The organism is Paenibacillus sp. J22R56, assembly GCF_056269375.1.
The window spans coordinates 499,300-525,014 of sequence record NZ_JBWDNV010000003.1; the positions used below are offsets into that span (position 1 = coordinate 499,300).

Consider the following 25,715-nt stretch of genomic DNA (forward strand, 5'->3'; position numbering starts at 1 on the left):
TTACTTCTGTTTCGTCCTTTTTTTTGTAGTTAATCTGTCTTTATATAGCCATAAAACTCTGGATGCATCAGAGGGGGCAGAGTGATATAATTAACGGGATTGTGTCCAAGACTATAGGGATAACATTTTCACACAGGAGGAATTACGCTCCATGAGCAAAGTGGTTATATGCGACCATCCATTGATTCAGCATAAGCTGACATTCATTAGAAACAAAGATACCAATACGAAGGATTTTCGTGAACTGGTTGACGAAGTAGCCACCTTGATGGCTTATGAAATTACAAGAGATATCCCCCTTGATACCATTACGGTTGAGACGCCAGTCGCAACGACGGAAGCAAAAGTCGTGTCCGGTCGGATGCTTGGACTTATTCCGATCCTGCGTGCGGGCCTTGGTATGGTAGAAGGGATGCTGAAGCTGATTCCGGCTGCAAAGGTTGGACATATCGGCCTTGTCCGTGACCACGAAACACTTCAGCCTTTGGAATATTACATTAATCTGCCGACAGACGCAGCTAACCGCCAACTAATTGTTATCGATCCGATGCTTGCTACAGGCGGCTCTGCTATTGCAGCCATCAACTCGCTGAAGAAACGCGGCTGTGATCAGATAAGGCTGATGTGCCTTATTGCTGCGCCGGAAGGCGTGAAAGCGGTACAGGATGCTCATCCTGACATTGATATTTATCTGGCCGCATTGGATGATGCCTTGAATGAAAAAGGCTACATCGTGCCAGGTCTCGGCGATGCAGGTGACCGATTGTTCGGCACGAATTAACATAAGCAAACAAAAATAAGCGTTGCTTACGAAGTATGAATTGTCACAAATGGCTCACTAAATGAGCTATTTAGGAAACAATTCATTTTAGCTTACGAAGTATGAATTGTCACAAATGGCTCTCTAATCGAGCGATTTAGGCAACTATTCATTTTAGGAGTGAGTTGTTTTGTCCAAACTGAAAGTAATGACGATTTTTGGTACCCGTCCGGAAGCAGTAAAGATGGCTCCGCTCGTGCTGGAATTAAACAAGCATTCTGATCAGATCGAATCGATCGTATGTGTAACGGCACAGCACCGCCAAATGCTGGACCAAGTGCTTGATTTCTTTGAGATCCAGCCCAACTATGATCTGAATGTCATGAAAGACCGCCAGACACTGACTGAGACGACCGTCCGTGTTCTGGAAGGTCTAGATCCTGTGCTTACAGAAGCAAAGCCGGATATCGTGCTTGTGCATGGCGACACGCAGACGACATTTCTCGCCAGCTATGCTTCCTTCCTGAAGCAGATTCAAGTTGGTCATGTCGAAGCTGGTCTCCGCACATGGAATAAGCTCTCGCCATATCCGGAAGAGATGAACCGCCAGCTCGCAGGCGTGCTGTCGGATGTCCATTTTGCCCCTACGGAATGGTCGGCAGGCAATCTGCGCAAAGAGAACAAGTCAGAAGCTTCGATCTATGTAACGGGCAATACGGCAACTGACGTATTCCAATACACTGTGGATCCATCGTTCTCCCATCCCGTTATTGAATGGGCGAAGGGCAAACGTATGATTCTGATGACAGCACATCGCCGTGAAGCGCTTGGCGAGCCGCATCGTAATATTTTCCGCGCCGTGAAACGGATTGCTGACGAGCATGAAGATGTAGCGATCGTGTACGCGGTTCATCCGAACCCGGCTGTTAGAGAACCGGCTAACGAAATTCTAGGCAATCATCCGCGCATTCAATTAATTGAGCCGCTTGATGTATTTGAATTCCATAATTTCTATCCTCATGCGTATATGATTTTGACGGATTCTGGCGGTTTACAGGAAGAAGCACCATCCTTTGGCGTGCCAACACTTGTGCTTCGTGATACAACAGAACGTCCAGAAGGTATCGAGGCGGGCACACTTGAGCTGGTAGGTACGGATGAAGAGCAAGTATACAGTCGTGCACGTGCGCTTCTTAATGATGCTGCCTTGTACGAAAAAATGAGTAAATCTGCCAATCCTTACGGTGACGGACAAGCTTCCGTCCGCATTGTACAAGCGATTTTGCATCATTTTGGCAGAACTAGTGAGCGGCCTGAGACGTTCACACAACGTTCATAGTTTCACAAGCGGACAGCTGCTAGATAAGCAATGTACAGCATACAGTGGTACTGTACGGTTTAGCGTTCGGAAAATCCTTTATTTATAAGGATTTTCGGGCCGCTGTTCACTAAATGTTTGAATTTAAATGAATTGACAAAAGTTTAACAGCTTCGATAAAATAAATGAGAGTTTTGGAGTGATTCTGCATGGATCCATCCAAAGAACAACCGTCTAAAGAGAATCAGAATAAGTCGGATCATGGCAGTTTCGGAGACGACCCTTGGAGAGCGATGGGATTGGTCGGCACTATTGGGGCCGATCTAGCCGCATGTCTGGGGCTTGGCTACTGGCTCGGTCATAAAGCCGATCTTGCAAACGGTACCGAATACTATTCCATTATCGGTTTAGTCGCGGGACTTGCAGTAGGCATCATTACGGTCATATTCCTGATTCGGACGTTTGCGGGAGGCAAAGCGAAATAATGGACGATTTGTCGGCCCACTTGAAAGCCGTTACAAGAGTTACTTTCTTATTCATGTCCCTATGCTGTATCGCTTGGGCGTTACTGCCCGACTATGAAAGCTGGTGGGGCGGGCTTATGATCGGAGGAGCGGCCAGTCTGGTGAATGCAAGACTTCTTGGCTGGAAGGTTACGAAGATCGGGGCGAATGCTGCTGTGCAAGGTACGAAAAGGATGAATATTGGCTTTTTCACCCGAGCATGCATCGCGTTATTGGCAGTTGTGATTGCGACACAAACATACACGTTTCAGCTTTCAGCGACTGTTGCCGGATTATTTGTCGCACAATTGGCAACACTCATACTGGGATTTTTGTCCAGACGAAAGTTGATGGCGTCAAATCCTACCGATGAAAGGGGTGAAAAATAACTAATGGATCATATTTCTCCTATCGTTCATGTAGCTGGAATCGAGTTTGATTTGGCCGTAATCGCTATGATTTTGATCACTAGCATCATTGTCTTTGTTCTTGCGATGCTGTCAGTGAGAAACATCTCGGTTACGAATCCGACGAAGCTTCAGAATTTCTTGGAGTGGGTTATCGAATTCGTTCAGAACATTATCGGTACGTCTATGGACCTCAAGAAAGGCCGTCCATACCTTATCCTCGGTCTTACCCTGATTATGTATATTTTTGTAGGTGATATGCTTGGCTTGCCGCTAGGTATTGTTACTGAAGTGCATCACGGTGCAACATTCCTTGGAATGGATCTCTTCCTGGACGGAGAAGAAGAAGCTCATATTGCTTGGTGGAAATCACCGACTGCGGACGTGGCTGTAACAGGCGCTCTTACGCTGATCGTTGTCTTGCTGACACATATCGAGGGACTTCGACTTAACACGAAGCACTACTTTAAACACTATGTTGAACCGCATTGGCTCTTCCTGCCACTCGCATTGATCAAAGAAGTATCGAAACCGTTGTCGCTTGCTTTGCGTCTTTACGGTAACATCTTCGCAGGCGAGGTCATGATTGCCGTAATCCTCGGGATGGGTGTTTGGGGTATTCCAGCGCTTGTCGTGTGGCAAGGTTTCAGCGTATTCGTAGGTGCAATACAAGCATTCGTATTCTGTATGCTGACGATGGTATACATGTCACAAGCAATTGTGCATGAAGAGCATGGCGAACAGCATTAATGGCTTCAAACCGGCGGAATACCGGCGGTCAATATAAAAAAACTATTTTCACGAAAATTGAGGAGGATTTTTCTAATGGGAGCATTGGCATTAGTTGCAGCAGCAATTGTATTTGGTTTGGGCGCACTGGGCGCAGGTATTGGTAACGGTCTGATCGTAGGTCGTACAGTTGAGGGTATTTCCCGTCAACCAGAACTTCGTGGTACTCTTCAAACAACTATGTTTATCGGTGTCGCTCTGGTCGAAGCACTTCCAGTTATCACACTGGTACTTGCGTTCATCTTCTTGGGCAAATCCTAATAACAAGTTTAGACACATGGCGGGGAGTGGCTTTGCCTTCTCGCCTTCCTTTTTGTTTGTTCGGCCCTTTGAGCCGTTCATGTAATGAACCGACTTTTCGAACGAATTTGTTTTAAGCTATAGAAGGGAGTGACGTTTTTTGCATATCGTATGGTCGAGTCTTATCATCCAACTGGTTGCGTTCCTGATCCTTCTGTACTTGCTGAAACGCTACGCGTTTGGTCCTTTGCTGGGCATCATGGAACAGCGTAGGCAGTATGTCGCAGAGCAAATTGCTAATGCGGAAACTAGCAAGAAAGAAGCTGAGCAGCAACTGGAGCAACAGAAACAAGCACTTCAGGAAGCTCGTAAAGAAGCTTATGACATTATTGAGCAAGCTAGAGCTACAAGCTCGAAACAAGCCGATGACATTATTCAAGTTGCGAAATCCGAATCCACTCGTCTGAAAGACGAAGCGGTTAAAGATATCGAGAGCGAGAAAAACAAAGCGGTTGCTGCACTTCGCGAAGAGGTTGGCGGCATTTCTGTCAAAATCGCGTCGAAAATTATCGAAAAGCAAGTGGACGAGAAATCCCAAGAGCAATTGGTTAACCAATACCTTAAAGAGGTTGGAAGCAAATGAGCCGGGATACTGTCGTAGCGAAGCGCTACGCTAAAGCACTGTTCGAACTCGCTCAAGAGCAGGGCATCGTAACGGAAACGGAAGATCAGCTGAAGCTGATCGTTCAAGGTCTGAAGAATGAACCCGAAGCACGTAAGTTCCTTGAACTTCCAAGCATCGAACCGAGCAAAAAAATCGCTGTGCTGAAAAGCGCATTTGGCGATCATGTATCGGCGCTCGTCCTTCATACGCTTGAACTTATTCTTGTACGCGGTCGCCAAGAGCTGATCTCTGATGTGTACACTGCGTATACAAAAATCGCCGGCGAATCGCTCGGTCAAGCACATGCAGTTGTGTATACAGCTCATAACTTGTCGGATGCAGAACTGGCTGAGGTAGAAGTAAGCTTTGGCAAGCTCAGCGGCAAGAAAATTGTTGCAGAACAAATCGTTAAACCAGATTTGCTTGGCGGCGTACAAGTACGCATCGGCGACCGTCTGTATGACGGCAGCCTGTCCGGCAAGCTGGAACGTTTACAAAAATCGTTTAAAATCTAATGCATGTAGATAGGGGTGAACGAATTGAGTATCAGACCTGATGAAATCAGCACGCTGATTAAACAACAGATCGAACAATATAAATCCGAAATTCAAGTCGTTGACGTCGGCACCGTAATCAATGTCGGTGACGGTATTGCCCGCGTACACGGCTTGGAAAATGCGATGCAGGGCGAACTGCTCGAATTCTCCAACGGCGTTGTAGGCATGGCGCTCAACTTGGAAGAAAGCAACGTTGGTGTCGTTATCTTGGGTCCTTACACGGACATTCGCGAAGGCGACCAAGTAAAACGTACGGGCCGCATCATGGAAGTGCCAGTAGGCGAAGAGCTTCTGGGCCGCGTTGTAAACCCGCTGGGTCAGCCGCTTGACGGCAAAGGCCCAATCAATACAACTCAATTCCGTGCGATTGAATCCCCGGCTCCGGGCGTTATCGATCGTAAATCGGTTCATGAGCCAATGCAAACAGGTATTAAAGCGATCGACGCGATGGTACCAGTTGGCCGTGGTCAACGTGAGCTGATCATCGGTGACCGTCAAACAGGTAAAACAGCGATTGCAATCGATGCAATCATCAACCAAAAAGGCAACGGCGTAAAATGTATCTATGTTGCTGTTGGTCAAAAACAATCCACTGTTGCTGGCGTTGTGGAAACACTTCGTAAACACGGTGCACTTGATTACACAATCATCGTAACAGCTGGCGCATCCGAACCAGCTCCATTGCTCTTCCTGGCTCCTTATGCAGGCTGCTCGATGGGTGAGTACTTCATGTACAAAGGCGAGCACGTTCTCGTTATCTATGATGACTTGTCGAAACAAGCGGCTGCATACCGCGAATTGTCCCTGTTGCTCCGCCGCCCACCGGGTCGGGAAGCATACCCAGGTGACGTATTCTACCTGCACTCCCGTTTGCTCGAGCGCGCTGCTAAACTTAGCGACGCACTTGGCGGCGGCTCACTGACGGCTCTGCCGTTCATCGAGACTCAAGCGTCTGACGTATCGGCTTACATTCCTACGAACGTAATCTCGATCACAGACGGTCAGATCTTCCTTGAAGCGGACCTGTTCTACTCCGGCCAACGTCCGGCAGTAAACGTAGGTATCTCGGTATCTCGTGTAGGTGGTTCCGCTCAAATTAAAGCAATGAAGAAGGTAGCCGGTACACTCCGTCTGGACCTTGCAGCTTACCGTGAGCTTCAAGCGTTCTCGCAGTTCGGCTCCGATCTTGATAAAGGGACACTCGCTCGTCTGAACCGTGGTGCTCGTACGATGGAAATTCTGAAGCAAGGCGTTAACCAGCCGATGCCGGTTGAGTTGCAAGTTATCTCGATCTACTCCGCTGTTAAAGGCCACCTGGATGAAATTCCAGTTGCTGATATTCAACGTTTCGAGAAAGAATTCCTTGCGTTCCTGGCTTCCAGCCACCCAGAAATCGGCGAATCCATTCGTACAACAAAAGACCTCGTTGCTGACAACGAGAAAGCTCTTGTTGATGCGATCAATAAATTCAAGAAAAGCTTTTCTGTAACGGCTTAATCTAAATATAAGAACGTATAGGTTTTCTCTATACTTTGCTTATATTTCAACGCGAAACGTATGCTGCTCCTCCTTTGGGCGGTGCAGCCGTTTACGCTTGGGCCTCCAATAATGTCCCGCGCCCGTCCTTTGTACGGGCGCAGGCGCTTAACACCAGGCTTTGTGGGTGCAGCGTTGTAAGGCAAGCCGTTTGTATGGAAGGGGCTGCGTGAGCCGCAGAGTTTACGTGTCACTTTTGGAACTGTATCCACACCGCGAGGTGTTATTCAAAGGATACAGATTCAATGGCGACCAAGGTGAAATGCAGACTCCTGTAATACAAACTACAGCTTGCCATCACACCACTGAACAGCAAAGCAACAAAGGCGGGTGACAATGCAATGGCAAAAGGCATGCGCGACATTAAGCGCGAGATCAAAAGTAAACAAAACATGAAGCAAATCACGAAAGCGATGGAGATGGTTGCAGCTTCCAAGCTCAGAAGAGCACAAGAAGCATCAACGAAAGCCCGTCCTTATTCGGATAAGCTGAAGGAAGTAGTAGCAAGTATCGCAGCAGGCTCGAAAGGCGTGAAACACCCGATGTTGGAAACGCGTCCGGTGCAAAAAACGGGTTACCTCGTTATCACATCCGATCGTGGTCTGGCAGGCGGCTACAATGCGAACGTCCTTCGTAAAGTAACACAAACGATTCGCGAGAAGCACAAATCGAGTGATGAGTACGTATTGTTCGTGATTGGGCGTAAAGGCCGGGATTACTTCCGCCGCCGTAATATGCCGATCATCGATGAGGTAATTGGCCTGTCCGATTCCCCGACATTCGCTGACATCAAATCGGTCGCTTATAACGCAGTCAAAATGTTCTCTGAGGGCAAATACGATGAGCTGTACATCTGCTACAACCAATTCGTAAATGCAATTACTCAGATCCCTACAGAAACACGTTTGCTTCCACTGCAGGAAGTAAGCGGCAACGGTCCGGTAACTTCGTACGAGTACGAGCCGTCCCCGGAAGGTGTTCTGGAGGTGCTGCTGCCTAAATATGCGGAGACGCTTATTTACAGCGCGGTGCTTGACGGGAAAGCCAGTGAGCAGGGCGCTCGCATGACAGCCATGGGCAGTGCGACGAAGAATGCTAACAAAATGATCAGTCAATTGACGCTGACCTATAACCGGGCACGTCAAGCGGCGATTACGCAAGAGATCTCGGAGATCGTTGCAGGTGCGAACGCACAGGCATAAGGCATATAGAAGTAAAAGAAAGTACCAGGAGGGAAAACCATGAAAAAAGGACGCGTAGTATCCGTCATGGGTCCAGTCGTTGACTTGGAGTTCGAACGCGGTAACCTGCCGGAAATCTTGAACGCCGTTAAAATCGTTCAAGATGCCCCAGCAGGCGGCATCAATATTAATTTGACGCTTGAAGTAGCAGTTCATCTGGGTGATAACCTGGTTCGTGCTGTTGCGATGAGCACAACTGACGGTCTGGTCCGCGGCATGGAAGCTGTAGACACAGGCGCGCCAATCACAATTCCAGTTGGTGCACCAACACTCGGCCGTGTATTTAACGTACTGGGCGAGCCTATCGACCAAGCAGGCGACGCAACTTCGGAAACTAACCTTCCGATTCACCGTCAAGCTCCTGCATTCGATGAATTGTCGACACAATCGGAAATTCTTGAAACAGGTATCAAAGTTATCGACTTGCTCGCTCCTTACGCTAAAGGCGGTAAAATCGGTCTGTTCGGCGGCGCGGGCGTAGGTAAAACGGTAACAATTCAAGAGCTTATCAACAACATCGCACAAGAGCATGGCGGTATCTCCGTATTTGCTGGCGTAGGCGAGCGTACTCGTGAAGGTAATGACCTTTACCACGAGATGAAAGATTCCGGCGTACTGAGCAAAACAGCGATGGTATTCGGACAAATGAACGAGCCTCCAGGCGCACGTCAACGTGTAGCTTTGACAGGTTTGACAATGGCTGAATACTTCCGTGATGCAGAAGGCAAAGACGTACTTCTGTTCGTCGATAACATCTTCCGCTTCACACAAGCAGGTTCCGAGGTTTCGGCCCTTCTTGGACGTATGCCATCCGCGGTAGGTTACCAGCCAACACTGGCAACTGAAATGGGTCAATTGCAAGAGCGTATCACGTCGACGAAAAAAGGCTCGGTTACTTCGATCCAAGCGATCTACGTACCTGCCGATGACTACACTGACCCGGCTCCTGCAACGACGTTTGCTCACTTGGACGCTACAACTAACCTTGAGCGTAAAATCTCCGAGATGGGTATCTTCCCAGCGGTAGATCCACTTGCTTCGTCGTCCCGTCTCCTTAACCCAGAAATTCTGGGCGAAGAGCATTACAACGTAGCTCAAGGCGTTAAGAAAATTCTTCAACGCTATAAAGAGCTTCAAGATATCATCGCAATCCTTGGTATGGACGAGTTGACAGAGGAAGACAAGCTGACTGTATCGCGTGCGCGCCGCATTCAATTGTTCCTGTCCCAACCGTTCCACGTTGCTGAACCGTTCACAGGTATCAAAGGTAAATACGTACCTGTTAAAGAATCTGTTCGCAGCTTTAAAGAAATTCTCGAGGGCAAACATGACGACCTTCCGGAAGAAGCTTTCCGATATGTAGGTGTGATTGAAGAGGCCGTGGAGAAAGCCAAAACGCTGTAATAGCGAAAGGCGGGAGGATTCCACATGAGTACTTTTCTAGTTGAAATCGTAACTCCGGAGCGCAAAGTTTATGCAGAAACGGCTAATATGGTCAGTGTTAAAGGTATCGCGGGTGAGCTCGGTATTTTGCCGAACCATATCCCACTCGTAACACCGCTGCGTATTGCACCGATCAGCATTAAGCGTGATGGTAAAGTAGACGTTCTGGCTGTAGGCGGAGGTTTCATTGAAGTCCGTAAGGACAAAGTGGTTATCCTTGCTGAAAGCGCGGAGCTGGCTTCAGAAATTGATGTCAATCGTGCACAAGCTGCGAAACAGCGTGCTGAAGAGCGCCTGGCAGCTAAACGCGACGAAGTTGATTTCAAACGTGCAGAGCTTGCTCTGCAACGTGCATCGAACCGGATCAACGTCACAGAGCGTTAATAACAAGCGCCGTTCAGATCTCACCAGAGATATGGACGGCGTTTTTTAATTAATGAAATATACATAAAACCGACTTGTGTCTCATTGACTTCAATAGGACTATCTCTCACAATAGGGATAAATAACTGGTCGATTGGAAGGAGACACGAGGGACATGATCGATGTCCATACACACATATTACCTGGAATCGACGATGGAGCGGCTGATTGGGAGCATTCCATCAAGCTAGCTCGAGCTGCGGCTGAGGAAGGCATAACAGGCATTATCGCGACACCACATCATTATGATGGCAAGTACAGTAATGATGCAGAGACGGTCAAAGCATTAACCGAAGAGCTGAATGGGAAGCTGACTGAGCTGAATATACCTGTTCGTATACTGCCTGGCCAAGAAATCCGGGCACATAATGATTTGATATCCAACTGGCAAAACGGCAAGTTGTTGCCGATGGGGGATTCGTCTTATGTGTTAATCGAGATGCCATCCTCACAAATACCAAAGTCGATGGAACAATTCGTATATGAGCTGCATCTGCTGGGCGTTCGCGTGGTTATCGCGCATCCGGAGCGTAATGCGGAAGTCGTTCAGAACCCGGACCGTCTCGCTGAGTTAGTCGAGCTTGGGGCATATGCACAGGTGACGACCCATTCCTTGCTAGGTGGCTTCGGCAGAGGGATTGAGAAATCAGCATGGACGTTATGCCGGCGCGGGTTAATACATATCGTCGCATCGGATGCGCATAATCTGGAATGGCGCGGTTTTCGAATGAAAGACGCATATGAACGAGTGGAACAGGAGCTTGGGCCGGCATGGAGACGTTACTTTGAGCGTAATGCCCAGGCGTTATGGAATGGCAGGAGTATTACGGATCAGCCCACCATACCCCAGCCAACAGCTAAGGCGGCAGGGTGGAGCAAGATTAAATCATTGTTCGGAAAATAGAAAAATTTTAAGTTATTTTATATCAAAAATAGCCTTTTACACATGAAAGAGCAATCAATCATGCTGTATAAGGCTATTTTTTTATGGGTAAAGTTATCAAAAATGTATTGACATAATTATGGTTAATCCGTATCATTGAGAACAGTTATTGAGAATGATAATCATTATATGGGGGTTTAGAGAAATGAAACAAATGAAATGGGTAGGTTTGGTTCTTGCAGCAATGATGGTATTCCTCGCTGCATGTGGAGGCGGAAGCAACTCGAACAATAATGCTTCGGGTAACAATAAGCAAGGTACGGAAGCAAGTACTAATACGAATTCAAATGCAAATACGGGAACGGCCACTGATGAAACAGCAGAACGTACAATTAAACATGCACTTGGTGAAACAAAAATTACAGGAACACCTAAGAAAGTGGTTGTTCTTGAATGGACATATGCAGAAGATCTGATCGCACTTGGCGTGCAGCCAACAGGTGTTGCTGATGTAAAAGGCTACGGAGAATGGTACGGAGCTATTGATCCAAAGCTGGATGCTACTGTCGTAGACGTTGGTACACGCCAAGAGCCTAGCATTGAGACGATTACTAGTCTTGATCCAGATTTGATCATTGGTGTTAGCTTCCGTCATGAAGCGATCTATGATCAACTGTCCGCTATTGCACCAACATTGATTTTCAACCCTTACCCTGAAGAGGGTGGACTTGATCAGTACAGTGAAATGGAGCAAACCTTCTCCGCTATTGCTGATGCTGTTGGTAAAAAAGCAGAAGGCGAGAAAGTACTGGCTGATCTGCATACTTTCTATGATGATTCGAAAGCGAAACTTGCAAGTGCAGGGAAAGAAGGCCAAGAGGTTCTCTTCACACAAGCTTGGACGAATGAAGGCGTTGGCATGTTCCGCTTGTTCACTGACAACTCAATGGCGATGGCTATCTTGGATAAAGTAGGACTGAAGAATGCTCATAAGGACAGCACATTCCAACAATATGGCTACTCGGAGACCGATATTGAAGGACTGACCAAAACGCCTGATGCGAGCGTACTTTATACAACTAGCGCAACGGACACTATCTTCAGCGAACTGCTTCCTAACAACGAAGTCTATAAGAACCTGAATTTTGCAAAAGAAAACCGTGTGTATGACATGAAAGGCATCTGGCCGTTTGGCGGACCATTGTCTGCAAAACTGCTCGTCGAACGCACGATTGAAGCTCTTGGCTAATGAAATCAAACCTTCAAATAACGAAGCAAACAAGTAAGGGCAACTGGAGCCCGCTGCTGTTATCAGCGGCGGGTCTTCTGCTGCTCCTTGCTTTGGCCTCTTACCACTTGACCCTTGGGGAAGCGGCTATGCCGGTGAAAACGGTATGGCGCGCGATCTTTGAAGCCAACCCCGTGCTTGAGCATCAAATTTTATGGACGGTAAGACTCCCGCGTACCGTAATTGGTATCCTAACAGGGGGTGCACTCGCTGTAGCTGGAGCACTATTTCAAAATGTTACCCGTAATCCGCTGGCTTCTGCAGGCACGCTTGGTATTAATGCGGGGGCTTTCCTGGCACTGACAGCGGGGACGATATTGTTCCCGGGCTTAGCAATGGGGTATCCTTTGGTCCTTACTTTTGCAGGAGCTATCATTGCTGCCGGCTCAGCGTTTGTTATGGCGGGGGGAGCCAAGGCTTCACCTGTCAGACTGGCTTTGTCTGGGATGATTGTTACGATGACAGCAGCAGCCTTTACCGGTGTACTTCAGTTATTCAATGAACAAAAGACACAAGGCTTGTTCATGTGGGGCTCAGGCTCACTTGTGCAAAATGACTGGAACGGTGTTCAGCATGCTTGGCCATGGATTATTGGTTGTTTTCTTATCGCGGTACTCATGGCAGGCAAGTGGGATCTCATGGAGCTTGATGAGGATACTGTCACTTCCCTTGGTCAAAAAGTTGGCCGCATACGCCTTATTGGTCTCGCAATTGGCGTTCTGCTAGCGGCGGCGGCTGTCAGTGTCGTGGGGCCAATTGGCTTCGTAGGCTTGATTGCTCCACATCTGATGCGGATGCTTGGGGCCAAACGATATGTGGTACTGCTGCCTCTATCATTTCTATGGGGAGCGATCATCGTTATTGGCTCGGATGCCATCGCGATGCATTTCAAATATTCACTAGGTCCGCTGCCTGCCGGTGCCGTAACGGCATTGATTGGTGGGCCGTGGCTTGCTTATCTTGTTTTGCGTACCGTAAAGGCGCGTAAGGAAGGGGCTCCTCAAACGGGCAGCTCTCCAGGAAGGTCGCCATCTAAGCTGTCGTTTGGATGGTGGGCAGTTATTTTCTCAGTACTGCTCGTTGCCAGCCTTATTGTCAGTCTTGCTTTCGGAAGTCTTCGCATTCCGGTGTCAGATGTGATTAACGCTTTGTTTGGTCATGGGGCATATAGTACGCAGCGGATCGTAGAGATGAGAATACCGCGTACACTCGTCGCTGCTCTAGCAGGTGCTACACTTGCGGTCAGCGGACTACTGCTGCAGGGCGTTGTTCGTAACCCGCTTGCTGATCCATCGATTATCGGGGTGACAGGCGGGGCAAGTGTTGGTGCGATGCTGATGCTTGCGGTGTTTACACAAATTTCGGTACAGTGGCTGCCAGCAGGTGCGTTTATTGGTGCGGTTGGCGCGGCAGTTATTGTGTTTTTCTTGGGAAGGAAAAGCTCCTTCAACCCTTCTGTTGTAGCTTTAATTGGTCTAGCCGTCTCATCTATGGCCAGTGCCGTTGTACAGGTGCTCGTTATCCGTATGAAACTAACGCTGGCATCCGCACTTATATGGCTGTCGGGTACGACCTATGCACGTAACTGGGATGATTTCTGGCAGCTTGTTTTCTGGCCAATCGTTCTTCTACCGATCGCCTGGTATCTTGCCCGGAAAGTAGATGTGCTTCAATTTTCCGATGCTACCGTAACGAATCTGGGGCTACGGGTTGACCGGACTCGTCTCGTTATTGGTGGAGTAGGGGTTGCGATGGCTGCCGCTGCTGTTGCAACGGTTGGTTCAATTGGTTTTATCGGTCTAATTGCTCCGCATATGACTCGTATGCTGGTTGGCCCGAAGTATCGCAAGCTGGTACCTCTGACGGCATTGCTTGGAGCACTGCTTCTTGTCTTAGCCGATACGGTTGGCCGATCGCTGCTTGCACCTAAAGAACTGCCATCGGGACTTGTTGCAGCCGTTATTGGTGCTCCTTATTTCATGTGGTTGATGTATCGTTCTGGTAAAAAATAGAAACATATGGCAGGAAGGCTGTCTCAAGGTTCGGTTTTTAAGCCTAAAGACAGCCTTTTTTCGTGGGAATTAGTGCTTTTGTAACAAGATTCTTTAAAAAATTATACAAAACGACGAAAAATACCTTACATATCTATCAAATATTCTCAAATCTTATGTTAGTATATATGACATAACTACTAGATGACCAGGATATGGGGGATGTATCATGTTCGACTGGCTTGGTACGAAAAAAGGACTGCCGCTTTGGGTGTCATGGCGTTTGAATCGCGGGATGAAGAAAGACGTTGAACAGATTTTTGAAGGAATTGCAGAGACGCGCAAGGAGTTGTTAACTTCTTGGGCTCATGAATATTGGGGCCATTTGGAGCGCCTTGCAGAGCAGGTGGAAGCTGTTGCTGCGCCAGGCCAACTTGGTCGTAAAGAGGAATATAGACTACAGATTGGCAGATTACTAGAACGTACATACGCACGAGGGAATGATTGGACGGAATTATTCCTCCTTGATGAGGGCGGGCAGGTTGAAGTATCTACTTATGAGAAACATAGAGGGACGAGTTATAGCGGCGGCAGTATTTTGGCTCCGGGGCTTACCTATGTAAGAGCGGACGGTGCGCCGCGTCCTTGCTTGTTTGGACCATTTGGCGATCCGGTCACGTTAAAGCTTGGCCCAAGATCGTCCTCTTTTCACGATAAAATGACACTTCTGTTCATCTACCCACTAGTCATCAATGGACAGTATGCAGGTGCTCTCTGCGGACGTGTGCCAAACGATGTGCTTGGTGATCTGATACAACGGGAATCGGGGCATGTCTACTCGGACTCGGGTGATAATTATCTGTTTATGGCGAAGCCGCATTTGAATCAGCAGATTGCGCTGGGTACAGCATTATCGCGCAGCCGTTTTGAGGATCGGACGTTTACGCATGGTGAGAACTTAAAGGACGGGGTTACAACAGACTGGGGTATCGTATCCATCAAGGAGCATACGGAGCTTGAGATTGTGTTCACGGATCCTGCGACAGATGAGCTTCATCCAGGTGTACGGAATACGATCGACAACGGCAGCAATTTGTTCGTTGAATTTCCTGGTTATTCTGATTATCGGCATATCGCGGTTATCGGGAAAGGGGTTACCTTACAGCTTCCGCATTGCCCGGATGTATGGGGAATGATGTGCGAAGGTGACCTTGAAGAGGTATATCGAATTCGAAGCATCAGATGGCGTCTTAGCAAGCTGCAGTTGTGGCAGACCCTCATACAAGCTGTGCTGACAACTGTTCTGGTAGCGGTCCTTGCGGGACAAGCTCCGGTGTGGGTGACCGCGGCGGCGACGGGTGTATGGACACTGTTGTTTGGGCAGCTATTCGCAGGTGCGCTGCAGCGTAAGGAATCTCGCCGGGTTGTCCGCAATTTACGTCGTATTAATCGGTTCATCCGTATTAATGCCGAGGGTAAGGGCGATTTGACGCAGCGTTTGGAGCCTGCCAAATTCGATAACGATGAGACAAGAGAACTCGCCAAGTGGATTAACAATATGATCGATTCCCTGGAAGGCATCATGCTGAAGGTAAAGTTAGCGGCTTCTGATGTGCTCTCGAGCCAGCATGTGATGAATGAGTCGGCAGCCGTAACTGCGAAATCTACCGAACGTGTCAGCCGGAAGATTGGAGATATGATCGGAAGTATCCGCCATCAGCTCAAGGACATTGATATGGCCAAACAGTCAGCGGATGAGATGCGGGATACCCTTCGTTTATTGGAGCTGCAGGCAGCTGAGCAAATAGCAGTAGCACAATCAGAGGTTGACCGGATTGGTGATAAAATGCAGCATATCTCCACCAAAGTTGGAGATACGAACGATACGATCAGAAGATTTATGCATACGGTTGATGAGATCCGCGGCGTGCTGCAGGTGATCGAGGAAATATCCGCGCAGACAAATTTGCTGGCACTTAATGCATCGATAGAAGCAGCACGTGTAGGTGAGCAAGGGCGAGGCTTTGCAGTCGTCGCTTCGGAAATCCGTAAGCTTGCGGATATGACCCGCCGCTCAACAGAGGAAGTTCATCAAATTACTCATCAGATCTACGAAGAAGCGAAGCAGGCTTATACCTCGATGGACGAAGGGACACAGGTTGTCGAGGAAGGCACACAGCTGGTAGCTGCTGCAGCCAGCACGCTGCAGACGGCGCAAAGCGAAGACAGCCGGAAATCGCAGGTCGTAGACGAAGTCGTGAAGCTGATGGAGCGTATTGCACTCGTAAGCTTGGAGAACGGCAAAGTCTCCTCTGACGTTGAAGGCAAGGTGCAGGAGCTGATCGGAGAAATGGACAGCGTGCGCCAAACCTCAGAAGGTGTAGAGTCCATCACGAAGTTCCTGCAGCAGCTGGTTGGCCAGTTCAAGCTGACTGATTCCAGATTGAGATAGAGCTGTAGCGAGAATTAACCGCCCAAAGGATGCGTAAGTATCCTTTGGGCGGTTTTTGCTATGCGGGTGAGGGGCAGGAAAAGGGGATGAAGGTAATGACTTAACAATGTGGGACATCGTTAAGCTATTTCGTAGAGCAGACGTGGCTATAGGCCGGAATTGAGTCGTCCAGAGTGACTGAGATCATCTGCTGATTCGCCAAAAACCGCGCCATTACTGGCTTGTCCGATTTTTATGGTCATGGAATCGAACAACTCTGTCATAGACTACTGTGGAAGCATTTGTTATAATTGTGAGGAAAATTGACCAAGCGGCTGGTCCGCTTTGACGGAGGTTATGGTGTGGACAATTACGTCAACCAGTATGTCGTCGTGGCTATTTTTATTTTGCTGGGCATCTTACTCCCGGCAGTGGCACTGACCGTCGGAAGACTGCTCAGACCGCATAAACCGAATGATCCGAAGCGAACAACCTACGAGAGCGGCAATGAGCCGGTTGGCGAAGGTCAAGTGCGTTTTAACATTCGGTATTACATGTTTGCACTAATGTTTGTCATCTTTGATGTGGAAACCGTTTTCTTATATCCTTGGGCCGTTGCGTATAATAAGCTCGGCCTTTTTGTGCTAGTTGAGATGTTCATTTTTGCGGCAATGCTGTTTATCGGACTCCTCTATGCCTGGAAAAAGAAGGTGCTGAAATGGAATTCAGTTTAGAGTCGATATCGTTGGAAGAACGCAAAGAATTAGAACGCAATGTATTTATGGGAACACTGGAGCAATTAAAGGCTTGGGCACGAAGCAATTCACTTTGGCCGCTGACCTTTGGTCTGGCCTGCTGCGCTATTGAAATGATGGGAACCGGAGCCTCCCATTACGATCTTGACCGGTTTGGAGTCATGTTCCGAACCTCTCCTCGCCAGTCCGATGTTATGATTGTAGCGGGCACAGTTACGAAAAAAATGGGTCCGCTGTTGCGTCGTTTATACGACCAGATGCCTGAACCCAAATGGGTTATTGCGATGGGCTCCTGTGCAACCGCAGGTGGTCCTTACATCAAGTCTTATGCAGTCATGAAGGGCGTCGACCAGATCGTTCCTGTGGATGTGTACATACCAGGCTGTCCGCCTAATCCGGCGGCGCTGATCTACGGCATTAACAAGCTGCAAGAAAAAATCCGTTACGAGGCGAAAACCGGGAAGCGGGTGACGGAGCGATGAGTGAGGAGAAGGACGAAGAGAAGCAGGGTGAAGAGGCGGCGAAAGAGGCTTCCAGTTCAAAGGAAACGCCAGTAGAGTCGCCGGCTTCAGAAGAGGATACCGTCGTCTCGGCGGGCGGCGCAACGCTGGAGAAGGAACCTGCAGCAGCAGGCGATAATGAGCCATCCATGGCGAGCACGCCGGAAGCAGCCGCAGATCCGGAGCGGGAAGCGAAGCTGAAAGCCGCGGCGGAAGCGCGAGCGGCAAGAGCCGCAGCGAAGGAAGCTACGAACGCAGGCGGCACGCCAGCGGGAGAAGCGGCAGTAGATCCTGAGAAGGAAGCGAAGCTGAAGGCCGCAGCGGAAGCGCGGGCAGCTAGAGCGGCAGCGAAGGAAGCCGCTAATGCAGGCGGCGAATCAGCGGGGGACGCGGCGGTAGATCCTGAGAAGGAAGCGAAGCTGAAAGCTGCTGCGGAAGCACGAGCGGCAAGAGCGGCAGCGAAGGAAGCCGCTAATGCAGGAGGCGCGCCAGCGGGAGAAGTGGCTGAGCCGCCGCCACCGTCGCCAAAGCAGCCGCAGCTTGATGCGGCTGCCCAGTTGATTCGCAGTCTCGTGCATGAGGAAGCGCTGGAGGATGCTTACATCAATGAGATGAATGGGCATATGCCTACTTTCATTGTGAAGAATGAGCATTGGCTCGCTACGGCTGTACAGTTGAAGCAGCATGAAGAGCTGCATTTTACCTATCTGCGGAATGTCTCTGGTGTTGATTATGAAACGCATCTGGAGGTTGTCTATCATCTGGTTGATCTGGAAAGCCGGCGTGAGCTGGCTGTAAAGATAAAGGCGGATCGCAGCGCTCCTGTTGTTGCTTCCGCGACGCCGGTCTGGGCGACGGCTAATTGGAATGAACGCGAAATTTATGATTTGCTCGGAGTAACTTTCCCGGGCCATCCCGATCTGCGCCGTATTATGATGTCTGACGACTGGGTCGGACACCCGCTGCGCAAAGATTATGAGCCGCTCGATTCGGAGGTGTAGCTGAAGCGTGATTCGTACCGAAGAACTGCTGTTGAATGTCGGTCCTCAACATCCCAGCACGCATGGCGTATTCCGTATCGTAGTCAAACTGGATGGAGAAGTCATCACGGAAGCAACGCCGGTAATGGGTTATTTGCATCGTGGAACCGAGAAGCTTGCCGAGCAACTGAACTATACGCAGATTATCCCTTATACCGACCGGATGGATTATGTCTCTGCCATGACGAATAATTATGTACTCGTTCATGCAGTGGAGACGATGATGAATCTGGAGATTCCTGAGCGTGCGGAATTTATGCGCCTCATTGTAATGGAGCTGCAACGAATAGCCAGCCACCTTGTCTGGTGGGGAACTTACCTGCTCGACATTGGTGCGATGAGTCCGTTCCTGTATGCTTTCCGCGATCGTGAAATTATCATTAATCTCTTCAATGAGCTCAGCGGCGCAAGATTAACTTACAACTACATGCGTGTCGGCGGGGTAAAGTGGGATGCACCTCCGGGCTGGCTCGATAAAGTACGGGATTTCATCCCATACATGAAAGGCAAACTGCGGGAATACGACAAGCTGGTAAGCGGCAACGAGATTTTCCTCGCACGGATCAAGGGAATTGGCCGATATGATGCGGCAACAGCCATTGATTATGGACTGTCCGGCGCGAACCTTCGTTGTACCGGTGTAGACTGGGATCTGCGTAAGGCGGAGCCGTACAGCTTATATAACCGTTTCGAATTTGATGTACCGCTCGGCAAGAACGGCGACTGCTACGACCGTTATGTTATTCGGCTGGAAGAGATCAGGCAAAGCCTGCGCATTCTCGAGCAGGCGCTTGAGCAAATGCCTTCAGGCGGAGAAACGATGGGGAAAGTACCACGCGCCATTCGTCCTCCGGCAGGAGAGGTGTATGTTCGGATTGAATCACCACGTGGTGAGATTGGCTGCCATATCGTCTCGAAAGGAAAAGCAGAGCCTTACCGTCTGAAATTCCGCAGGCCGTCATTCGTTAATCTGCAGATTCTGCCTAAGCTCCTGGTTGGTGAAACGATGACAAACCTGATTACGATACTCGGCGGCGTCGACATTGTGGTCGGGGAGGTCGATTGCTGATGGGAGCATGGCTGCATGATTCACTCACCTGGAGCGATGCGGTTATTATTTTTCTATGGGCTGTCGTATTCCTGTTCGTTGTACTTGGCTTCGTGACGTATGCCATTTATTTCGAACGGAAGGTTATCGGCTGGATGCAGCTTAGGATCGGCCCAAACCGGGTTGGTCCTCTGGGCATGCTCCAAACGGTAGCGGATATATTCAAGCTGCTAATTAAGGAAGACACGATTCCGCGTAAAGCTGACCGCCTCCTATTCGTCCTAGCCCCTATTCTCTGCTATGTTCCTGCATTTACGGTATTGGCGGTTATTCCTTATACAGAAAAGCTGTATTTTGCAGATCTGAATGTCGGCCTGCTATATTATGCGGCACTATCTGGCATCTCGACGCTTGCCATCGTTCTTGGCGGCTGGGCATCCAACAATAAGTACGCACTTCTTGGAGGCATGCGTTCAGCGGCGCAGATGATCAGTTATGAAGTTCCGCTTGTGATCTCGGTAGTTGGCGTTATACTGCTTAGTGGAAGCCTTAACTTAAGGGATATCGTAGATGCGCAGGCTGGCGGCTGGTTCTGGGACTGGAACTTCCTGCCGCAAATTATTGGTTTTGTTGTCTTTCTCATTGCGGCTGTATCTGAGCTAAATCGTACACCGTTTGACCTGCCAGAGGCGGAGTCGGAGCTGGTTGCCGGTTATCATGTCGAGTACAGCGGCTTCCGCTTTGCGTTCTTTATGCTGTCGGAGTATGTATACGTGTACGCCATCGCTGCGTTAACGACTGTATTGTTCCTTGGTGGCTGGCATGCGCCGGCGCCGTTCCTTGATTTTGTACCGGGCATTATCTGGTTCCTGCTCAAATTCGCCTTTATCGTCTTTTTCTTATTTTGGATCAGAGCGACCTTCCCTCGTATTCGCGTCGATCAGCTGATGGGGCTGGGGTGGAAGGTGCTGCTGCCTGTATCTTTATTAAACGTGTTTCTTACGGCGGGGTATCTGGAGCTGTTCGTTAAGTAGACAATTCTTTAAGTTAATGCTTACGAAGCAAGAATTGCTCCACTTTGTTCCGCAATTCTTTTTAGGAGGACTCGGCCATGAATGGACTTGTGCAAGGGCTTGGCGTGACGCTCAAATCAATGGTATCGAAAAAAGTGACGACTTCTTATCCCGACGAGCCAATTCTCATGCCGGACCGGTTCCGGGGCATTCAACATTTTATTCCGGACCTCTGTATCGTCTGCAACCAGTGCGCAAGAATCTGTCCAACGGACTGTATTACACTGACGGGCAAACCAAATCCCGATCCGACCAAAAAAGTAAAAGTGATCGACACGTTTGATATTAATTTTGAAATTTGCATCTTATGTGATTTATGCACCGAGGTATGTCCGACGGAAGCGATTGTGATGACCAATCATTTCGAATTGTCAGCCTTCAGCCGGGATGATCTGTTCAAGGATGTGCAGTGGCTGACCGATAATAACACGCTTGTACGTCAGGACAATAATAACATCGGAGCTCCTGCGAAAGGAGGCGCCAAATAATTTGTTCAATATTGATTTTAATGGCGAGTTTGCAGCCTTTTTTATCTTCTCGGCAATTATGATCATTGGAGCGGTTCTTATGGTGAGCCTGCAAAAGGTAGTGCATATGGTCATCTCCATGGCAGGGGTGTTCCTTGGCCTTGCTGGGTTGTTCGTCCTTCTGGACGCGGAGTTCGTCGCTTTTGTCCAAGTGCTCATCTACGCGGGGGCGGTGTCCATTCTGATGATATTCGGCATTATGATGACGAATCATCAGGCTGTGAAGGCGGATCCAGTAAAGCCGCTCCATGAGACGCTTGCAGTGGTTGCGGCGCTTTGTCTGTTCGGAATCCTGTTTTATGCGATCCGGACGACGACTTTCCCAGATGTGCAGCCGCTTAAAGGGGTAGAAGATAATACGTTTAGTATCGGAGAGTTGTTATATACCGGTTATGTCGTACCGTTCGAGCTGTTGTCTGTACTGCTGACGGTCGCTTTTATCGGTGCTATCGCACTTGCGAAGAAGGGAGCTGATTAACGATGCTTCCATCCTATCTGACGATGGCAGCGATCCTGTTTTGTATCGGGCTTTATGGAGCGCTCGTGAAACGGAATGCCGTTATTGTCTTGTTATCAATTGAACTTATGCTGAACGCAGTTAATCTGAATTTGGTCGCCTTTTCTAAATATGGTGTTGTTCCTTCGCTGACCGGTCAAGTGTTTGCTTTGTTTACGATTACGGTCGCCGCTGCGGAAGCCGCGGTTGGGGTAGCTGTGCTGATCGCCCTATTCCGTGCAAGGGGAACAGTCAATATGGATGAATTCGACGAGATGAGGAGGTAATGCACCCGTGGATCACTTTACACAAACGGCTTGGCTGATTCCACTCTTCCCGCTCGCGGCATTCCTCTTATTGACGGCTCTAGGCCGAAGTTATCGGAAAGCAGGCGTGCTGATCGGATCGATTGGCTCGCTTGCTGCGCTTGTGATGTCGCTTCTCGTGTTTTTCGAGAGGCTGGGCTCGGATGCCGTGGATTATAGCAATAGCTTCAAATGGATTGATTTTGGCGACGTGACGTTCCGAATTGGCTTCGAAGTGACCAATCTGAACGCTCTAATGCTCGTCATTGTTACGGTAGTCAGTTTTCTAGTGAATGTGTATTCGGCAGGCTACATGAAAAAAGATGAGCGGATTACCGTCTTTTATGGTTATGTGGCGCTCTTTACCTTTGCAATGCTAGGTCTGGTGCTGTCCGATAATATGCTGACCTTCTATATTTTCTGGGAGCTTGTTGGCGTATGTTCCTTCTTACTAGTTGGCTTCTGGTATGCCAAACCTGCAGCCCGCGCAGCTGCGAAAAAAGCCTTTATCGTAACCAGAATTGGCGACGCCGGTCTATTGCTGGGCATTATCGTGCTGTTCTGGTATATGCCCGGCCATGCGCTGGATTTCAGCAACATACATAACGTGTTTAATGAAGGGCAGTCTGGTGCGATTACGATGAGCATTACTACCTCGATTGCTCTGCTTCTCTTCATGGGTGTGATCGGCAAATCAGGTCAGTTTCCACTTCATGTGTGGCTGCCGGATGCGATGGAAGGGCCAACGCCTATCAGCGCCTTGATCCATGCCGCAACGATGGTAGCAGCTGGCGTGTTCCTGCTTGCTAGAACGTTTGATATTTTCGAAGCTTCGGCGGCAGCGATGCATACGGTAGCTTACTTCGGTGGATTTACAGCGATATTTGCTGCAACGGTCGCTATCGCGCAGAAGGATATAAAGCGAATTCTAGCCTACTCCACAATCAGCCAGCTTGGTTACATGGTTATGGCGATGGGACTTGGTTCGATGACAGGAGGCATTTTCCACCTGTTCACGCACGCTTTCTTCAAGGCTCTTCTCTTCCTTGCAGCAGGCAGCGTCATTCATGCAGTTCATACACAGAACATTCATGAGATGGGCGGCCTTAGCTCCAAAATGCGAGTGACAACATGGACGTTTGCGATAGGTGCCTTATCCTTGTCAGGTATTCCGCCATTCTCTGGCTTTTGGTCGAAGGATGCAATTCTGGCGTCCGCTTTGGATGAGAATCCATTCTTATTCGCCGTTGGATTGACGGCGGCCTTCTGCACGGCGCTTTATATGTCGAGGTTATTCTTCATCGTATTTACAGGCAAATCCCGCTTACCACATTCGGTTGAGGTGAAGGAATCCTCTAAGGTCATGACGATTCCACTTCTTGTGCTTGCTGTCTTATCGGTTGGTGTCGGGTTTGTTGAGACGCCGTGGAACGGATGGCTTGGCAGATGGCTGACCGGAGGAGCAGAAGAAGCTCATACCAGCGGGGCAGCAATTGTAGCTTCTATAGCTGTAGGTGTGCTTGGTATTTATATCGGCTGGCTCATGTACGGGAAGAGCAGTATCGAACGCGGTGCGGCTTCGGCACGAATGCCTTGGCTGGCTAATGTGCTGGAGAAGCAGTATTACATTAATGAATTTTATGCTGTCGCGATTGTGAAGCCAGTGCGAGGTCTTGGCAAAGGGTTGAATGCCATTGATGAATACGTCATCGGGGGAGCGGTAAGGTTTATTGGCCTTGCGGCAGGAGCGGGCAGTCGGATGCTGAACAGATTGAATAACGGCCAGACGCAAACCTACGGCTTGACGGCCATGATTGGACTTGTCGTCATTATCGTCGCTATAGTTGGAAGGAGGTTTTGGTAAATGACTGACCTGACCGATCTTCCGATTTTATCGATTATTCTGGTTACTCCGCTTATCGGTCTTCTAGTCGTGCTTCTGCTGCCAAAGCATCGTAACCGATGGCTGCAGACGACTGCCATTATCGCAACACTTATACCGCTTGTGCTGTCGTTATGGCTTTATGCCGATTATGACAAGCACCAGGGCGGAAGTGCGTACGGGGAACAAAATGCGTGGGTGGAGGTTCCGCTTAACAAGGAGACACAAGCCTCTAACGGAGTGACCAGTTATACGTTAACGTTCCAATATGATGTTGGCATTGATGGTCTATCTCTTCCGCTTATTCTATTGACGACGTTGATCACCGCGATGGCTGCGTTTGCCTCCATTCATGTGAAAAAGCGATGGAAGGCGTTTTACGCCTGGTTCCTGCTTCTTGAGACTGGTGTGCTAGGCGTATTTATGGCACGGGATCTGTTCTTATTCTTTATTTTCTTCGAAATCACACTTATTGCGATGTACTTCTTGATTGGGATATGGGGCTATTTTAACCGGGAGCGAGCTGCGAATCAGTTCGTCATTTATAACGGTCTTGGCTCTGCTATTATGCTAATTGCTTTTGTTCTTCTTGTGAATACGGCAGGCTTCCATATTGATCAGGAAACCTCGTCCTTTGTATACAGCGGCAGCTACGCGGATATCTTCCGTAATCTGACGGACCCGTCAGCTTGGGTGAATCTTGCTCCCGACCAGGTTGGAGGAATGAATCCGTTCCATATGTCGGATACGATGCAGACGGTCATTTTCCTGCTGCTTGTTGTGGCGTTTGGGATCAAGCTTCCGATTCTGCCGTTCCACACCTGGATGCTGAAGGTCCATAGTGAAGCGCATCCGGCGATTGTAATGATACACTCGGGCATCCTGCTGAAAATGGGGGCATACGGCTTGATCCGCTTCGGGATCGTCTTATTCCCTGAACAGGCCAAGGATTGGGCCGTTGTACTGGCATCACTAGGTTTAGCTAATCTGCTGTACGGGGCGCTGGTCGCTTTCCGTCAGACGGAGCTTAAGCTAGTACTCGCATACTCGTCGATCAGCCATATGGGGATTGTGTTGCTGGGGCTTGCTGCTTTTAATGAGATTGGCTTACAGGGCGCCATATTCCAGCTAGTATCGCATGGTTTGATCTCGGCACTGCTCTTCTTAATTGTTGGTAGTCTGTATGAGCGAACGAAGACAACGACGTTATCCGAGCTTGGCGGGCTCGCACGTTCGATGCCTTTTATCTCGGGGATCCTGCTTGCAGGAGGTCTTGCTTCCTTAGGATTACCAGGGATGTCAGGCTTCGTAGGAGAATTTCTCTCTCTGCTTGGGTTATTTGATACTCATCCATGGATTGCCGGATTCTCTGTCCTTGGTGTCATCCTGACAGCCATTTATATGTTGCGGGCAGTCATGAAGACGACTTTTGGCCCTATTGATGAGCGATATCTGGCGGTAAAAGACGCAAGGCTAATTGAAGCTTTGCCGATGATTGTGCTGCTGGCGTTTATCCTGCTTCTTGGCTGTTTCCCATCCGTACTGACGGATACGCTGCAATATAGCGTTGAAGGCATTTTCAAACCGTTATTTTCGAGTAGGGTGGGGGGATAAG

At 49.0% G+C, this 25,715-nt stretch carries 26 protein-coding genes; all 26 read left to right on the forward strand.

Annotated features, from left to right (window positions below; all coding sequences use genetic code 11):
* Window positions 1-151 precede the first annotated feature (151 nt).
* Window positions 152-781, forward strand: a complete 630-nt coding sequence (gene upp / locus AC0YNT_RS10210; protein ID WP_167281002.1) for a uracil phosphoribosyltransferase — start codon at window positions 152-154, stop codon at window positions 779-781.
* Between the two features lie 169 nt (window positions 782-950).
* The gene (gene wecB / locus AC0YNT_RS10215) at window positions 951-2,099 is read left to right on the forward strand and encodes a non-hydrolyzing UDP-N-acetylglucosamine 2-epimerase (RefSeq protein WP_441895657.1); all 1,149 of its coding nucleotides are present in this window, start codon (window positions 951-953) and stop codon (window positions 2,097-2,099) included.
* A 188-nt stretch (window positions 2,100-2,287) separates the two neighbouring features.
* The gene (locus AC0YNT_RS10220) at window positions 2,288-2,563 is read left to right on the forward strand and encodes an AtpZ/AtpI family protein (protein WP_336774787.1); all 276 of its coding nucleotides are present in this window, start codon (window positions 2,288-2,290) and stop codon (window positions 2,561-2,563) included.
* A complete protein-coding gene (locus AC0YNT_RS10225; protein WP_167280999.1) occupies window positions 2,563-2,970 on the forward strand; it encodes an ATP synthase subunit I in 408 nt (135 codons plus the stop codon). The genes AC0YNT_RS10220 and AC0YNT_RS10225 overlap by 1 nt, the downstream gene beginning before the upstream one ends.
* 3 nt (window positions 2,971-2,973) lie before the next feature.
* Window positions 2,974-3,738, forward strand: a complete 765-nt coding sequence (gene atpB / locus AC0YNT_RS10230; RefSeq protein ID WP_475804467.1) for a F0F1 ATP synthase subunit A — start codon at window positions 2,974-2,976, stop codon at window positions 3,736-3,738.
* A 75-nt stretch (window positions 3,739-3,813) separates the two neighbouring features.
* On the forward strand, window positions 3,814-4,038 hold the full coding sequence (gene atpE / locus AC0YNT_RS10235; RefSeq protein WP_015847364.1) for a F0F1 ATP synthase subunit C: 225 nt from the start codon (window positions 3,814-3,816) through the stop codon (window positions 4,036-4,038).
* Between the two features lie 139 nt (window positions 4,039-4,177).
* The gene (gene atpF, locus AC0YNT_RS10240; RefSeq protein WP_475804468.1) at window positions 4,178-4,660 is read left to right on the forward strand and encodes a F0F1 ATP synthase subunit B; all 483 of its coding nucleotides are present in this window, start codon (window positions 4,178-4,180) and stop codon (window positions 4,658-4,660) included.
* Window positions 4,657-5,196, forward strand: a complete 540-nt coding sequence (locus AC0YNT_RS10245; protein WP_167280996.1) for a F0F1 ATP synthase subunit delta — start codon at window positions 4,657-4,659, stop codon at window positions 5,194-5,196. The genes atpF and AC0YNT_RS10245 overlap by 4 nt, the downstream gene beginning before the upstream one ends.
* Window positions 5,197-5,220: 24 nt before the next feature.
* Window positions 5,221-6,735: a F0F1 ATP synthase subunit alpha gene (gene atpA / locus AC0YNT_RS10250; protein WP_167280995.1), complete on the forward strand. Its 1,515-nt coding sequence runs from the start codon at window positions 5,221-5,223 to the stop codon at window positions 6,733-6,735.
* Window positions 6,736-7,115: 380 nt separating this feature from the next.
* A complete protein-coding gene (atpG, locus tag AC0YNT_RS10255; protein ID WP_475804469.1) occupies window positions 7,116-7,976 on the forward strand; it encodes an ATP synthase F1 subunit gamma in 861 nt (286 codons plus the stop codon).
* A 39-nt stretch (window positions 7,977-8,015) separates the two neighbouring features.
* The gene (gene atpD / locus AC0YNT_RS10260) at window positions 8,016-9,419 is read left to right on the forward strand and encodes a F0F1 ATP synthase subunit beta (RefSeq protein ID WP_167280993.1); all 1,404 of its coding nucleotides are present in this window, start codon (window positions 8,016-8,018) and stop codon (window positions 9,417-9,419) included.
* Between the two features lie 24 nt (window positions 9,420-9,443).
* Window positions 9,444-9,842, forward strand: a complete 399-nt coding sequence (locus tag AC0YNT_RS10265; protein WP_015847358.1) for a F0F1 ATP synthase subunit epsilon — start codon at window positions 9,444-9,446, stop codon at window positions 9,840-9,842.
* 154 nt (window positions 9,843-9,996) lie between these two features.
* On the forward strand, window positions 9,997-10,785 hold the full coding sequence (locus AC0YNT_RS10270) for a tyrosine-protein phosphatase (protein ID WP_475804470.1): 789 nt from the start codon (window positions 9,997-9,999) through the stop codon (window positions 10,783-10,785).
* Between the two features lie 184 nt (window positions 10,786-10,969).
* Window positions 10,970-12,013, forward strand: coding sequence for an ABC transporter substrate-binding protein (locus tag AC0YNT_RS10275; RefSeq protein ID WP_475804471.1), 1,044 nt, complete (start codon window positions 10,970-10,972; stop codon window positions 12,011-12,013).
* Entirely contained in the window at window positions 12,013-14,064 is a 2,052-nt protein-coding gene (fhuB, locus tag AC0YNT_RS10280; protein WP_475804472.1) for a Fe(3+)-hydroxamate ABC transporter permease FhuB, read from the forward strand. Before AC0YNT_RS10275 ends, fhuB begins: the two co-directional genes overlap by 1 nt.
* 208 nt (window positions 14,065-14,272) lie before the next feature.
* Window positions 14,273-16,495, forward strand: a complete 2,223-nt coding sequence (locus AC0YNT_RS10285) for a methyl-accepting chemotaxis protein (protein WP_475804473.1) — start codon at window positions 14,273-14,275, stop codon at window positions 16,493-16,495.
* Window positions 16,496-16,836: 341 nt separating this feature from the next.
* Window positions 16,837-17,208, forward strand: coding sequence for an NADH-quinone oxidoreductase subunit A (locus tag AC0YNT_RS10290; RefSeq protein WP_167280987.1), 372 nt, complete (start codon window positions 16,837-16,839; stop codon window positions 17,206-17,208).
* Window positions 17,193-17,711: a NuoB/complex I 20 kDa subunit family protein gene (locus tag AC0YNT_RS10295; protein WP_091189934.1), complete on the forward strand. Its 519-nt coding sequence runs from the start codon at window positions 17,193-17,195 to the stop codon at window positions 17,709-17,711. Before AC0YNT_RS10290 ends, AC0YNT_RS10295 begins: the two co-directional genes overlap by 16 nt.
* On the forward strand, window positions 17,708-18,730 hold the full coding sequence (locus AC0YNT_RS10300; protein ID WP_475804474.1) for an NADH-quinone oxidoreductase subunit C: 1,023 nt from the start codon (window positions 17,708-17,710) through the stop codon (window positions 18,728-18,730). Before AC0YNT_RS10295 ends, AC0YNT_RS10300 begins: the two co-directional genes overlap by 4 nt.
* Before the next feature lie 7 nt (window positions 18,731-18,737).
* On the forward strand, window positions 18,738-19,838 hold the full coding sequence (locus tag AC0YNT_RS10305) for an NADH-quinone oxidoreductase subunit D (RefSeq protein WP_475804475.1): 1,101 nt from the start codon (window positions 18,738-18,740) through the stop codon (window positions 19,836-19,838).
* Window positions 19,838-20,851, forward strand: a complete 1,014-nt coding sequence (gene nuoH, locus AC0YNT_RS10310) for an NADH-quinone oxidoreductase subunit NuoH (RefSeq protein WP_441895638.1) — start codon at window positions 19,838-19,840, stop codon at window positions 20,849-20,851. The genes AC0YNT_RS10305 and nuoH overlap by 1 nt, the downstream gene beginning before the upstream one ends.
* Window positions 20,852-20,928: 77 nt before the next feature.
* Window positions 20,929-21,378: an NADH-quinone oxidoreductase subunit NuoI gene (nuoI, locus tag AC0YNT_RS10315; RefSeq protein WP_167280983.1), complete on the forward strand. Its 450-nt coding sequence runs from the start codon at window positions 20,929-20,931 to the stop codon at window positions 21,376-21,378.
* A gap of 1 nt (window position 21,379) precedes the next feature.
* A complete protein-coding gene (locus AC0YNT_RS10320; protein WP_475804476.1) occupies window positions 21,380-21,895 on the forward strand; it encodes an NADH-quinone oxidoreductase subunit J in 516 nt (171 codons plus the stop codon).
* Window positions 21,896-21,897: 2 nt separating this feature from the next.
* On the forward strand, window positions 21,898-22,200 hold the full coding sequence (nuoK, locus tag AC0YNT_RS10325; protein WP_475804477.1) for an NADH-quinone oxidoreductase subunit NuoK: 303 nt from the start codon (window positions 21,898-21,900) through the stop codon (window positions 22,198-22,200).
* 7 nt (window positions 22,201-22,207) lie between these two features.
* A complete protein-coding gene (gene nuoL / locus AC0YNT_RS10330) occupies window positions 22,208-24,082 on the forward strand; it encodes an NADH-quinone oxidoreductase subunit L (RefSeq protein ID WP_475804478.1) in 1,875 nt (624 codons plus the stop codon).
* Window positions 24,083-25,714: a complex I subunit 4 family protein gene (locus tag AC0YNT_RS10335; protein ID WP_475804479.1), complete on the forward strand. Its 1,632-nt coding sequence runs from the start codon at window positions 24,083-24,085 to the stop codon at window positions 25,712-25,714.
* Window position 25,715 lies beyond the last annotated feature (1 nt).